The 13,627-nt window shown below is 41.5% G+C and carries 12 protein-coding genes; all 12 read right to left on the bottom strand.

Annotation, left to right across the window (positions count from 1 at the left end; genetic code table 11):
- Window positions 1-35 precede the first annotated feature (35 nt).
- Window positions 36-554, bottom strand: coding sequence for a hypothetical protein (locus CLOL250_RS08405; protein WP_008401910.1), 519 nt, complete (start codon window positions 552-554; stop codon window positions 36-38).
- A 46-nt stretch (window positions 555-600) separates the two neighbouring features.
- A complete protein-coding gene (locus CLOL250_RS08410) occupies window positions 601-1,389 on the bottom strand; it encodes a YoaK family protein (RefSeq protein ID WP_008401911.1) in 789 nt (262 codons plus the stop codon).
- A 164-nt stretch (window positions 1,390-1,553) separates the two neighbouring features.
- Complete coding sequence (gene pckA / locus CLOL250_RS08415; protein WP_008401912.1) at window positions 1,554-3,158, bottom strand: phosphoenolpyruvate carboxykinase (ATP); 1,605 nt, start codon at window positions 3,156-3,158, stop codon at window positions 1,554-1,556.
- A gap of 185 nt (window positions 3,159-3,343) precedes the next feature.
- Window positions 3,344-5,692: a ferrous iron transport protein B gene (gene feoB, locus CLOL250_RS08420; RefSeq protein WP_008401913.1), complete on the bottom strand. Its 2,349-nt coding sequence runs from the start codon at window positions 5,690-5,692 to the stop codon at window positions 3,344-3,346.
- 20 nt (window positions 5,693-5,712) lie between these two features.
- Window positions 5,713-6,528 (bottom strand): HAD family hydrolase, encoded by an 816-nt coding sequence (locus CLOL250_RS08425; protein ID WP_008401914.1) that lies wholly within the window; start codon window positions 6,526-6,528, stop codon window positions 5,713-5,715.
- Between the two features lie 149 nt (window positions 6,529-6,677).
- Window positions 6,678-7,301: a hypothetical protein gene (locus CLOL250_RS08430; protein ID WP_008401915.1), complete on the bottom strand. Its 624-nt coding sequence runs from the start codon at window positions 7,299-7,301 to the stop codon at window positions 6,678-6,680.
- Between the two features lie 143 nt (window positions 7,302-7,444).
- A complete protein-coding gene (locus CLOL250_RS08435) occupies window positions 7,445-8,176 on the bottom strand; it encodes a CpsD/CapB family tyrosine-protein kinase (RefSeq protein ID WP_008401916.1) in 732 nt (243 codons plus the stop codon).
- Window positions 8,173-8,994 carry a YveK family protein gene (locus CLOL250_RS08440; protein WP_008401917.1) on the bottom strand — a complete coding sequence of 274 codons (822 nt, stop codon included), beginning with the start codon at window positions 8,992-8,994 and terminating at the stop codon, window positions 8,173-8,175. The genes CLOL250_RS08435 and CLOL250_RS08440 overlap by 4 nt, the downstream gene beginning before the upstream one ends.
- A 30-nt stretch (window positions 8,995-9,024) precedes the next feature.
- Window positions 9,025-10,038 (bottom strand): LCP family protein, encoded by a 1,014-nt coding sequence (locus tag CLOL250_RS08445; RefSeq protein WP_008401918.1) that lies wholly within the window; start codon window positions 10,036-10,038, stop codon window positions 9,025-9,027.
- Window positions 10,039-10,221: 183 nt separating this feature from the next.
- Window positions 10,222-10,947 carry a CpsB/CapC family capsule biosynthesis tyrosine phosphatase gene (locus CLOL250_RS08450; protein ID WP_008401920.1) on the bottom strand — a complete coding sequence of 242 codons (726 nt, stop codon included), beginning with the start codon at window positions 10,945-10,947 and terminating at the stop codon, window positions 10,222-10,224.
- 283 nt (window positions 10,948-11,230) lie between these two features.
- On the bottom strand, window positions 11,231-12,481 hold the full coding sequence (locus tag CLOL250_RS08455; protein ID WP_008401921.1) for an ABC transporter permease: 1,251 nt from the start codon (window positions 12,479-12,481) through the stop codon (window positions 11,231-11,233).
- Window positions 12,482-12,486: 5 nt separating this feature from the next.
- A complete protein-coding gene (locus tag CLOL250_RS08460) occupies window positions 12,487-13,497 on the bottom strand; it encodes an ABC transporter ATP-binding protein (protein WP_084770690.1) in 1,011 nt (336 codons plus the stop codon).
- Window positions 13,498-13,627 lie beyond the last annotated feature (130 nt).

Consider the following 13,627-nt stretch of genomic DNA (forward strand, 5'->3'; position numbering starts at 1 on the left):
TTATTATTCTCCTTTTCTTCTTACATATTCGGTTTTCAAATGTAAGAAGTCAGGAGTTTCTTTCCGTCCTTTTTATGTATATACTCAAGCCTTCGATACCATTGAGATGCATGCACCAGTGTGCCAATCTTCACCCACCATTTTCTGGTATCACAAACGAACCCGGATAAGGTAAACAGAAATGGTAAAACCAGGATCCACAGATCAACTGTTTTCTCTGATTGAAATGATTTCAGGCTCTGCGTTTCAAACACTGTACGAAGAACGCTTCCTGTCGGAAGTATTCCTATTTCATTAATTGATGTCGTCCGGACTTCACGAAGCACAGATTTATTCTGTTCAAACCCCCGCTCCATTCTGGAACTTTCTATATCACCTATGCCAAAAACGGTGGCAGCTAATATCAATATGATACAATATATCACACATATTTGTTTCTTCTGTTGTTGAAGCATAGTTGCCACCTCACTTTCTGTAGATTTCTTTCTGCATATCCTATACTTACTGCATGCCACATAATCAACACACTTGAGAACGAATAATTCTGCGTTCATTATCTCATAAATATAACAAAATGAATATTCTTTATTTTATTCTTATCTATTTCTTAATTTCTTCGCGGAGCTGTGTTCCAAGTTTCTGAATATCTTCTTCCAGATCACCCTCCAGCTCATGCACATCTTTTTCAAGACGATCCTTAAACATCAGAAGGAAACTGATAAGAAGCAATCCGCTGGATATCCAGATAGCATGGAAGCCCAGATGTACCGACAAAACACCTCCGATTCCGGCTCCGACCGCAAAGAACAGGATCACACCGAAATAATATAATGACATTTCTAACTGCTCCGGCTTCTTTTCTCTTAAATATACAGATAAGGCCGCTGTACCACTTCTGAGATTTCCGATACACATCGTACTCGCATAAGAATGTCCGTTGACTTTTCGGAATGTCTGAACCTGCATTGCACAGGAAAAAGATACTAATACCGTTGCCAGCATGTTCCATCCTTCTGTTAAAAATCCAACAAAAAACAAAATTAAAATCTCCATCAATAAAATGGATTGTCTCCAATGAAGCTTCTTTGCGTATTTGAACCGTCCCTGTACCTGTTCTGCAAAAAACACACCAAATGCAAATGCAAACAATGGATACAGATAACGAAGTCCTGCCTGCCATTCACCCATCATAAAATGCTGACTCATCAGCACTACATTTCCTGTCTGCGCATTCGAAAACACTTCATCTCTTGTAAAATATGTATAGGCATCCTGAAATCCACCGGATAACGCCAGAAACACACTGGTAATAAACGCTTCCGACATCTGCCGTTCCGCCTGTCTGTTCTGCCCAACTTTCATCTCAATCAACTCTCCGTTCTTCTTCAAATAATATCAGACACAATATAGTTAGCAAGAACGATATGCCCTGCTTCAAAGAAAAACCGGATGTGAAACCCACACCCGGTTCTTCTTTGTCCGAAGTATATCCTGACGTTATAATGTCTCAGGTGTATCTCACGAACATATATTGTATTCTGATCATTCAGATATTATTTCTGAGGACCTGCTGCAACTAATGCCTTACCGGCTTCGTTGCTCTCATACTTAGCAAAGTTCTTGATGAATCTGTCAGCAAGATCTAATGCCTTTGTCTCCCATGCAGAAGCATCTGCATATGTGTCACGAGGATCAAGGATTGCCGGATCAACACCCGGAAGCTCTGTAGGTACTTCAAAGTTGAAGTAAGGGATCTTCTTTGTAGGAGCTGAAAGGATAGCACCGCTAAGGATAGCATCGATGATACCTCTTGTATCCTTGATTGAGATACGCTTGCCTGTTCCGTTCCATCCTGTATTTACAAGATAAGCCTTAGCTCCGCTCTTCTCCATCTTCTTAACAAGCTCTTCAGCATACTTTGTAGGATGTAACTCAAGGAATGCCTGTCCGAAACATGCTGAGAATGTAGGTGTCGGCTCTGTGATTCCACGCTCTGTACCGGCAAGCTTAGCTGTGAAGCCTGACAGGAAGTAGTACTGTGTCTGCTCTGGTGTCAGAATAGATACCGGAGGAAGTACTCCGAATGCATCTGCTGAAAGGAAGATAACATTCTTTGCTGCAGGAGCTGATGAAATAGGACGAACGATGTTCTTAATATGATCGATTGGATAAGATACACGAGTATTCTCTGTAACGCTCTTATCTGTGAAGTCGATCTTACCATTTGCATCTACTGTTACGTTCTCAAGAAGAGCATCTCTTCTGATCGCATTATAGATATCTGGCTCTGAATCCTTATCAAGGTCGATAACCTTTGCGTAGCAGCCACCTTCGAAGTTGAATACGCCGTTGTCATCCCAGCCGTGCTCATCATCACCGATCAGGAGACGCTTAGGATCTGTTGAAAGTGTTGTCTTACCTGTTCCTGAAAGACCGAAGAAGATAGCTGTGTTCTCACCGTTCATATCTGTGTTTGCTGAACAGTGCATAGCTGCCATTCCCTTAAGTGGAAGGTAGTAGTTCATCATTGAGAACATACCCTTCTTCATCTCTCCGCCGTACCATGTATTGATGATAACCTGCTCATGGCTTGTGATGTTGAATGCTACACATGTCTCTGAGTTAAGACCAAGTTCTTTATAGTTTTCTACTTTAGCCTTTGATGCGTTGTAAACAACGAAATCCGGCTCGAAGTTCTCAAGTTCTTCAGCAGTTGGCTTGATGAACATATTTGTTACAAAATGTGCCTGCCAAGCTACTTCTACGATAAAACGGATAGCCATACGAGTATCAGCGTTTGCTCCACAGAAAGCATCAACTACAAATAATTTCTTATTTGAAAGTTCCTTCTTTGCAATATCCTTAACGGATGCCCATGTCTCTTCTGTCATTGGATGATTATCGTTCTTGTAACCATCTGTTGTCCACCATACAGTGCCCTTTGAATTCTCATCAACAACAATATACTTATCTTTAGGTGAACGTCCTGTATAAATACCTGTCATTACATTAACAGCGCCAAGCTCTGTTTCCTGTCCTTTTTCATATCCTTCAAGAGTAGATTTAGTCTCTTCCTCGAAAAGTGTTTCATATGAAGGGTTGTAAACGATCTCTGTAGTTCCGGTAATGCCATACTTGCTTAAATCAATATTTTTCATTGTACACAAATCCTCTTTTCTTTCTAAGTATTATTCTATGGAGGTTAGTTTGTACTACCAACTTCCACAGCCAATTTGTATTATAGCCATCCCTAATCAAAAAGTAAAGAAAATCTTTACCGGATATGACTTTTTTACAATTTTTTTATAATCATCACGCCTGTATTTTATAATTTATATTTGTTTTAGAAACACAGACAGATTGCATAGACAAGTGCCGCCATGATCCATGCAACAACACACTGTCCGACCACAACTACCAGTGCCCATTTGCTTCCAAGTTCCCGTTTTACGGAAGAAACGGCTGCTACACATGGAGTATACAGCAGACAGAATATCAACAATGACAGAGCGGATGCCGGTGTCAGGATCTTATGGATAACATCCATGCTTCCGGTCAGCACAGACAATGTTGATACTACACTCTCCTTGGCCATAAATCCGGATATCAGTGCCGTCGATATCCGCCAGTCTCCGAAACCAAGCGGTGCAAATACCGGTGCGATCAATCCTGCGACAACTGCAAGGATACTGTTCTGTGAATCTGCCGTCAGGTTAAAGTGCAAATCAAAGCTCTGTAAGAACCAGATCACGATCGTTGCCACAAAGATAACCGTAAATGCCCGCTGTAAGAAATCCTTTGCCTTTTCCCATAATAACTGCAATACATTTTTCAATGCCGGCATTCTGTAGTTTGGAAGCTCCATAACAAACGGAACTGCCTCACCCTTGAATAATGTCTTTCTGATAATAAGCGCCACAAGGATTCCTATCAGTATTCCCACAACATACAACCCAACCATAACAAGTGCTTTATACTTTGGGAAAAACGCTGTTGCAAAGAATGCATAGATCGGAAGCTTTGCAGAACAGCTCATAAACGGGGTCAACAGGATCGTCATCTTACGATCACGCTCCGACGGAAGGGTACGGCTCGCCATAATGCCGGGAACCGTACAGCCGAAGCCAACCAGCATCGGCACAATACTTCTTCCGGATAACCCAATCTTTCTGAGTGGTTTGTCCATGACGAAAGCAACACGAGCCATATATCCACTGTCTTCCAATAACGAAAGAAATAAGAACAGCACCACTATGATCGGAAGAAAACTCAGCACACTTCCAACTCCCTTAAAGATACCATCGATCACAAGTGAATGAAGCACCGTGTTCACCGACCATGCAGTCAGAAGCTGATCCATCTGCGCTGTCAGATAATCAATCCCTTTCCCCAGCAGATTCTGAAGTACCGCTCCGATCACATTAAAGGTCAGAAAGAAGACCGCTCCCATGATCAATATAAAGGTCGGTATCGCGGTATACTTTCCCGTAAGAACCGCATCGATCCTCCGGCTTCTGATACGTTCCTTACTCTCTGCCGGTTTGACAACCGTTTGTCTGCAGATCCGCTGTATAAAATCGAACCGCATGTCTGCAATTGCTGCTGCACGATCAATTCCACGTTCTTCTTCCATCTGGCTTACAATGTGTTCTATCATCTCTGTCTCATTCTGTTCAAGATGCAGAGATTTTTCCATCTCTGCATCCCCTTCTGCCACCTTCGCCGCAGCAAAACGAACCGGGATTCCCGCATTCTCTGCATGGTCTTCGATCAGATGCATGATTCCATGCAGGCACCGGTGCACCGAACCACCATGATCTTCCGGATCACAGAAATCCTGTCTGCCCGGTCTCTCCTGATATCTGGCGACATGAACTGCATGTTCGATCAATTCATCTACACCCTGATTCTTGATCGCAGAGATTGGAATAACCGGAATTCCAAGCATACTTTCCAGCTGGTTAATACGGATTGATCCTCCGTTCTCACGAACTTCATCCATCATATTCAGTGCCAGCACCATCGGTATATCAAGCTCCATCAGTTGCATCGTCAGATAGAGATTTCTCTCAATATTGGTTGCATCCACGATATTGATTATGCCCTTTGGTTTTTCATCGAATACAAACTGTCTGGTTACAATTTCTTCGCTGCTGTACGGCGAGAGAGAATATACACCCGGAAGGTCAGTTACTCTTGTGTCCGGATATCCTTTGATCATTCCCTCTTTCCGATCAACCGTTACTCCGGGGAAATTACCTACATGCTGATTCGAGCCTGTCAACTGGTTAAATAATGTCGTCTTGCCACAGTTCTGGTTACCAACCAGAGCAAAGGTCAGGATCTCATTCTTCGGCAGCGGATGTTCATCTGCTTTCACATGATATTTTCCGCCTTCGCCAAGTCCCGGATGCTCTACTAAAGCTTTATCCTTTTTGTTATCTTTCCTATGTTCGTCTTCATCTGATTTTTTATCTGATACCTCGATCTGCTCAGCATCCGCCAGTCGGAGCGTCAGTTCATAATCATGAATACGAATTTCAAGAGGATCGCCCATTGGTGCATATTTGATCAGTTTAACCTCAATACCGGGTATCACGCCCATGTCAAGGAAATGCTGTCTCAGTGCTCCATCACCGCCAACTGTACAGATGGTTGCGGACTGTCCCTCTTTCAAATCTTTGATCGTCATTTGTATCGCCTCTTAACTCTTTATAATAAATATTTATCAATTGCTTCTGCACATCCATCATGGTCACAGTCATTGACAACAACCGCAGCAACTGCTTTTACATGTTCATTTGCATTTCCGACCGCAATCGCTAATCCTGCAGTTTCCAATATATTCAGATCGTTGTCTGCATCACCGACCGCGATCGTCTCTTCAGGTTCAACACCCAGGTGCTCACACAGCCGGAGCAGCCCGGTTCCTTTGGTAACTCCTGTCGCCGAACATTCCAAAGCGGTCTTCTCTGCATCCGCAAGAACAAGATTCAGTCCGGCAAGTCTCTTTCTGGTTCTCTCCCTGCCTTCTGTTGTCGCATGATACAGATTCAGCTTCGGGACCTCAAATGGATGTTCCTTATAATATTCATAGATATCATCGACCTGTGTTGTAACCTTCTCATACATTGGCCGATAGACGCCCATCCCAAAGCGTTCCATCTGGGGTATGTCCTTTTTCTGCACTATGGATTCGATTGCAAGCAGATGCACCATAAGATCTTCTTTTTTACTTTCTGCCAGAATCTTTTCTGCCAGTTCAATAGAGATTGAATTCGAATACAGGATCTTTTCCTCTTTTACATCATACAGGATCGCGCCGCTGGAGCAGACAACATAACGCAGCCTCGGAATCCGCTTAAAATATTCCCGAAGCTCTGCCACACATCTTCCGGTTGAAAGGATCACTTCCTTTCCTGCATCAAATGCACGATTGATTGCTTCCAAAGTATGTTCTGATATCTGTTTCCGTGAATTCAGCAATGTTCCATCCATATCGAATGCAATTAATTTGTATTTACTCATGTATATCTCCTGTCGTCTTATTGATAATTTTTATCTATAAGTCTCTCTATATATACAACATTTCAGTCCGAATGTAAATCAAAACAACAAAAAAGGACACCCTCGTGGCCCGGATGTCCCATGCTATAGCATTTTTTTGATTAAATAAATTATTTAACCTTGATTGTTACTGTCTTTGTATAAGCTGAGTAGTTCTTAGTCTTAGCAACCTTAACTGTTACCTTATAAGTACCTTTCTTGATACCCTTTGATAATGTAATCTTGCCATTCTTAACCTTGATCTTCTTGCTGCTTGCTGTATAAGTAACTTTAGCCTTTCCCTTTACACCTGTTGCTTTGAATGTGTAAGATTTGCCTTTCTTCTTGAAAGTCTTAGCCTTTGTTGCCTTATACTTGTTTGTAACCTTTACATTCTTCTGCTTTGCTTTCTTGATTGTATAAGAAGATGTTACAGATCCACTGTACTTACCTGTACCTTTAATAGTTACTTTATAAGTACCTGCGTTCTTTGTACTCTTCTTAGAGAAAGAAACTGTATAATCAGTACCTTCCTTTAATGTTACAGTCTTGCCATCTGCGTTCTTATAAGTCACTGTTTTAACACTAGGCTTCTGTGACTTATTATTAAATGTAAAGGATTTCTTTGAAAGAACAATTGTTGTATTGCCCTTTAAAGAAGCCTTACTAGGAGACTCTGTTGCAGCCATTGCTGTACAAGGAATCATCAGAGCGATCACCATGATAATAGCGATCAGTTTCTTTAAATTCTTCATGTTTTATCTCTCCTTCCTACCACATTTTGGATAAAGGTGTTTTCTCCCATTGTTGATAAATACTATCCTTTGTCGGAATCAAACACATATATGATAAAACAACTGTATGCCACGTACCAGTTGATTCACCCAAGCTTTTCATTTTATTTTTCCTTTTTACCGGAATATTTTTTTTCGCCATAACCGTAGCCATAGCCATAATCCTTGCCATACTTTCCGTAATAACTCTTATATGCTCTTCCCGATGCCTCAACACGGTTTAGTATAACACCCAATAATCTGCAATTCACCTGCTCTAACTGCTGCATGGACTGGCGAATCACATTTCTTGATGTCTCGCCGCTTCTGACAACCAAAACGGCTCCATCACAAAGGGATGCAACCTGTGCTGCATCTGCCACACTTCCAAGAGGCGGTGAATCTATAATAACATATCTGTATTGTTCTGCCAGCTTATCTAAAAGCTCCGCAAACCGGGCATCCTCTAATAATGCAGATGGATTCTCTAACAGGTTGCAGCACGGAACAATATATGCATTCGGAATATTTGTCTCATATACAACATCTTCATACTCGGCCTGTCCCGACAGGTAATAACCGAGATCCTTGATCTCCGACTCAGACTTCATATTGTGTCTTCCTTTGATCACAGACTTTCTGAGATCCACATCCAGGAATACGGTCGGGAATCCTGCCTCTGCCATCATCTTCCAGAGATTGATGGAGATTGTGCTCTTTCCCTCATTCGGAAGACTGCTTGTGATCAGAAGCTTCTTAGTATTCTTCCCACAGAATTTGATATTAATTCTAAGTCGGTTCATTGCTTCTTCTATTGCATATGGCATTTCATTAAAATCTATACTGAGTTTTTTCATTTGCTTCTTCCTTTCAGACCGGATTTTGCCTTATCTTTATCTGTTGCTGAATCTCCCTGATTGAACTGATCACTCTCAGGAATGGAGGTCAGCGGAACGATTCCAAAATACTTCTCCATATCTGAAGCGGTATGGATCGTATCATCTAACAGATATCTGATAATGATAACCAGACAATATAGGAATGCTCCGAGCAAAGCTCCGATCAATGTGAATTTCAGGTAACTCGGTCCTGCTTTCTCATCCGGTATTCGTGCAACCTGTGCAATATTAGGTGCATTGGTACTCATAGTCTCAGGCAGATACTTAACCGAAATTTCCGCAAGTGTATTTGCAATGTTCATTGCTTCTTCAGGATCTGTACTGGTAACTGTAATCTTCAATACACGGGTATCCGTTGGGTTCTCTAATGTGATCATATCTGCAAGCTGTTCATAATCATAACTAAGATCCAGCTTTGCAATTACCTGCTCTAATAACGGATAACTGAGCATCAGGTCTTCGTAGTCTTTTGTAAGAGATGTACCAATATTCAAATCAGACAGATTAACAACAGAATCCTCTGACGCTGATACAACATACAACTTTGCTGTAGACTGATATGTCGGTTTGATCAGAAAATAAGCACATGCATTTAACAAAACTGCTCCGAGCAGAAATGAGAGAACGATAAAATGGAGCTTATCCATCAATGCATATCCAAGATCGACCAGATCGATCTCTTTATCGTCTTCTTCCGCCTGAACAACTCTGATATAGTTGTTTTTTTCTTCTTTTGCTGTATCCGATTCCGATACTCTCTTGTTCTCTGTACTCATATTCTCCTCCGTAAAAAGTAAAACTACTTTTTATTCTTCGTATTCTTCGTAAAACAATTCTGCTATTGCCGCTTCCAGGCTCTGTTCGTTCGGCTCAAATGTGGCATATCCAAGTTCATCCGTTCCAACTGTACCATCAACGGAAACTTCTCCCTCATCCTTTTCCTTTGCAACCAGAAGCGCAAGCTTGCTAAATTTACTTTTATTGATGCTGGTAACCATATAGTCCTGAACGGACTCATACAGGTCTAGCGGATAGGTACTGCTCTGCTGACACTTTTCTTTGATGAGCCTTTTTAATTCAGTCATATATACAGCTTGTCTATGCATACGATTCTCATTTGTCTCATCAGCAACGCCCCATCTGTCATGAATAAATTCTTCCGCCTGTTTATCAGTCAGACAGATTGTTTCACCTTGCTTAAGATCCGGATCGATCTCGGAAAAATCATCTTCGATCGTAACCGTTACTCCACCGGCCATATGATTGATCGTACCGATAGCACCCATATTGACCGCTGCATATCCATCAATTTCCTGTCCGTGCAGATATTCGGATACAGCATCTACCGTATTCTCACAACTGGCTTCCAGTCCGTCGCCACTGGAATGCGCCAATGCAATCTGCATCTCCGTTTCTCCGAGATAAGAATTATCCAGATCAAGCGATTTTACATTTGTGATCGTATTACGATTAATCGCCATTGTCTTAAATGTTCCCGCACTGATATCACGAACCATAAGGATCAGTACATCATTCTGATGTCCTCCGTCATAATCCGTCACCTTTTCTACTTTATCATATGAATCTATACCCATAAACAGGTATGTCTCTATATTCTTCTTCGGAACATATTTCTTACCATTTAGCGTGACCACTCCAAGCTCCGTTTCATATGCCTGCTGTGCCCGAAGCTTCTGTCTGTCAATTACACGAAATACCATCGCCAATACGATACAGAATGCTGCAACAGCCACTATGGTAATCATCAGTTTTTTATATAATTTTCTTTTTTCCTGTCTGCTGTGAATCACTCGTGACATCTCAAACCACCCTTAAAACAGACTGCTTATCAGATCAGATCCACCTGTCGGAAATGCTTTTTCACATATAATCAATGCAATAAGTATCATAAATAAAACTACACTTATTATAATTGCAACTTTTTTCGACATAATCGATATCCTCCGTATTACTCTGTCACCTGAAATCTTATCCTTCGGCTGTTATTCCTGCATTTTATCATTCTTGATCTGCTGCAGCAAATCCACTCCATATTCATCCAAGCGTCTGATACAGGCTTCGCCTGCTTTTTTTCCCAAGATCTGTCGTCCCTCCATCAGATTCGGCGGACGATGATGAATTCCGTGGCAATCACTTCCTAAAATATGTGCCTGTCCTCTTTTGAACATCTTTATCAACGTATGTGACTGTTTCCAGTCCGATAAGCTCTCTGCATTGATCTGTATCGTTACCGGAAGTGACATCAGTTCTTCTATGTATTCTTTATTTCCTGCCGTTTTCATAAAACGTTCCAGATGCGCAATGATCAGCGAAAACTTTCTCTCCTCGATCAGATTTCTTACCTGATCTATATCCTTCTGTCTCCACATTCGGAAAGGCATCTCTAATAACATAATCCTCGAACCGTTAATTGTCAACCGATCTATCTTCTCGGCCTGATCCATTCCCTCAAAAAAGGCGACCTCCGCACCCAGTAAGATCTGTGGAGTGTCTTTACCCAATTGATCTTCTATCTTCTGATATGCTCCGAGCCTTTTCTCTGTAAATCGTTCGATACGGTCACAATCTGCATAAAAATGTGGCGTTGCGATCATGATGTCAACACCCGCTGCCTTACTTCGGCGAAGCATCTCTATCGATGTCTCTACATTCTTACTTCCATCATCTATACCGGGAAGAATATGAGAATGAAAATCTATCACTTTCATTATGGGACTCTGACCTTTCTATTTAAAATAAATAACACGGGATACTGTTTTTATAAAACAGTGGCAACAGATAATACAGTTAACATCCTGCTGTATCAATAGAATCTAGGTTATCAAACCTTTTATAATATCCTGTCACCCCACAAACGTACCAACTGCGTTCGTTTTTCTCAACAGTGATTATGCCACAGTGGGCTTCTAATGTAAAGATGTCGAATATAATTTCTGCATTTTTATATTAAAAGCCCCTATCATCCATTTATTTTTCGTCATTTTACCGAGTTTATTTTTTATGTCTTAATTCCTTTACAGCTCCGGAAAGCTTAATCGGATTACCATATCGGAGTGTTGAATTACGGAAGATCTTACCTCCCAGAACACCCATACCGATCACCGATATATATAAAATTATTGCTGATATAACAACTTCCCATGTTGCTACATCTCCCATCGCAACTCTTGCAAACATTGCACTGTAAGAACTGATTGGAAGATAAGAGCAAATCTTGATAACCAGGCCATCGACATTTGTCAGGTTCATAAGTACAACGAAATATACGATCATTACAATCATCTGCGCCGTACCGGCTGATTTGTTCAGATCCTCGATCTTAGATACCAGTGCTCCCAGTGCCCCATACATAAATGCATAGAACAGGAATCCACCAAGACCGAATACCGCAAATGCGATCAGAACATCAGATGGGATATTTAATACGGCCCCCATAAATCCGCCCCAGTATTCCTTATTAAAGTTATATGAGATCAGCAGGGCTGCCATGATAAGCCCTACCTGAAAGAACGTAGCAACTGTTCCGGCAAATACCTTTCCGAATAAGATATCTCTGGAGTTCGTTGTCGTTACCAGAATCTCGATCGAGCGGTTGCTCTTTTCATTTGCCACACCGGTTGCAATCGACATTCCATACATAACGATCAGCATGAAGATCACGATAACCAGAATATAACAATACCAATAATTGCTTGTGCTGTCCTTACCGAGGATAACTTCTTTTGCCTGGATATCTGCATAATCAAGACTCATAAGTTCATCAAAATCCAGATCATGTGCTTCACTGTACTGTTTCTTGGCAAGCATGGACAGATAACTGTCAAAGGCACCGGTGTAATCATCAAACACGCCTTTGTTATAAACATAATATGTATATTCTGACGTACTATAAACTACATAACCAAGTTCCGCATCTTCACTTTTAACCAGCGACTCTACTTCTGCTGCATCCTTACATTTCTGTAGCTTGACATCCGGATATACCTGCGCCAGCAAGCCTTCATCCATAATACCGGATGCATCATAGTATGCATATACGGATTCATTCTCCTGATCCGATTCGTCCTCTGCATCTGTCTCTTTATCAGATGAAAGGCTTCCACTTGTAAATGATTCCTTAATTCTCGGTGCGAACATGATGCCTACACAAAGAAGTGCCAGTAAGATTGTTGAAATCAGATAGGATTTACTGCCAAAATAATTACCCAGTTCAAACTTTAATATTGTACCAATCTTTTTCATATATCTTAACCTCTCTTTCCAAACAGACCCTTTTTCTGCTTTGGTTCAAATTCAGAAAAAGAAGTTCCGATATTATTTTTTTCTTTTATTTCTTCCGGTGTCTCCTCATCTCCGACTACCGATACAAATATATCATTCAGGGAAGGCTCATAGACACCATAACTTCTAAGCCTGATTCCCAGCTCTTTAAAACGGGAGAGCACCTGCCATTCATCCTGTTCCGACAGGATCTGTATCACAACATGATGCTTGTTATGACTGATCACCTGTACCTGATCTGCAAACTTATCACGAAGAACTTGTTCCAGTTCTTCCGATTCCATTCCGACAGCCGCAACTGCTTTGTGACCTTCTCCGTATTCTTCCTTAATCTTGTCAAGGTTCCCTGCCAGTGCCACTTCACCATGATTGATCACTACGATATCTTCACAGAATTCTTCCACATAGCTCATCTGATGACTGGAGAAGATAACGATCTTTCCGTCTGCGATCAGTTCATTTATAACATCCTTTAAGATCTGTGAATTCACGGGATCCAGACCGGAAAATGGCTCATCTAAGATCACGATGTCAGGATCAGCTACCAATGTTGCCGCAAGCTGTACCTTCTGCTGATTCCCCTTCGATAATGTATCCAGCTTCCGATTCTCGTATTGGATCACATCCAGACGGGTCAGCCATTTCCTCATATTTTCTTCCGCCTGCTTCTTATTCATCCCACGAAGCTTTGCCAGATATACTAACTGCTCACTGATCAGACGTTTCGGGTATAAGCCACGTTCCTCCGGCAGGTATCCGACCTGCTCCGGCTGATAGACAAAGGGTTCTCCATCTAATAAGACCCGCCCCTCATCCGCATGGAAAACATCCATGATGATCCGGATCGTTGTGGTCTTACCCGCACCATTTCTTCCCAGCAGTCCGAGTGCGCTTCCACCCTCTACCGAGAAATTGATCCCGTGCAGGATCTCTGTGCCATCAAAGCTCTTTTTGATGCCCTGTAATTCTAATTTCATATCTCTCTCCTTTTTATGAACCGACATTCATATCCCTGTTATGAATGTACGATCAGTTTCAGATTGCAATTTTCATCTACTATATCATAATTCAACTCTGAAACAATCTTTAATAATCTTAATTATCGTT

The sequence above is a fragment of the Clostridium sp. L2-50 genome (genome assembly GCF_000154245.1).
Taxonomy (GTDB): Bacteria; Bacillota; Clostridia; order Lachnospirales; family Lachnospiraceae; genus Coprococcus.

Excerpts from the sequence above, each read along its gene's own strand:
- CLOL250_RS08450 (WP_008401920.1), bottom strand. The coding sequence starts at position 10,947 with ATGAAAGTGATAGATTTTCATTCTCATATTCTTCCCGGTATAGATGAT.
- CLOL250_RS08445 (WP_008401918.1), bottom strand. The coding sequence starts at position 10,038 with ATGTCACGAGTGATTCACAGCAGACAGGAAAAAAGAAAATTATATAAA.
- CLOL250_RS08440 (WP_008401917.1), bottom strand. The coding sequence starts at position 8,994 with ATGAGTACAGAGAACAAGAGAGTATCGGAATCGGATACAGCAAAAGAA.
- CLOL250_RS08425 (WP_008401914.1), bottom strand. The coding sequence starts at position 6,528 with ATGAGTAAATACAAATTAATTGCATTCGATATGGATGGAACATTGCTG.
- CLOL250_RS08455 (WP_008401921.1), bottom strand. The coding sequence starts at position 12,481 with ATGAAAAAGATTGGTACAATATTAAAGTTTGAACTGGGTAATTATTTT.
- CLOL250_RS08460 (WP_084770690.1), bottom strand. The coding sequence starts at position 13,497 with ATGAAATTAGAATTACAGGGCATCAAAAAGAGCTTTGATGGCACAGAG.
- pckA (WP_008401912.1), bottom strand. The coding sequence starts at position 3,158 with ATGAAAAATATTGATTTAAGCAAGTATGGCATTACCGGAACTACAGAG.
- CLOL250_RS08435 (WP_008401916.1), bottom strand. The coding sequence starts at position 8,176 with ATGAAAAAACTCAGTATAGATTTTAATGAAATGCCATATGCAATAGAA.
- feoB (WP_008401913.1), bottom strand. The coding sequence starts at position 5,692 with ATGACGATCAAAGATTTGAAAGAGGGACAGTCCGCAACCATCTGTACA.
- CLOL250_RS08405 (WP_008401910.1), bottom strand. The coding sequence starts at position 554 with ATGAACGCAGAATTATTCGTTCTCAAGTGTGTTGATTATGTGGCATGC.
- CLOL250_RS08430 (WP_008401915.1), bottom strand. The coding sequence starts at position 7,301 with ATGAAGAATTTAAAGAAACTGATCGCTATTATCATGGTGATCGCTCTG.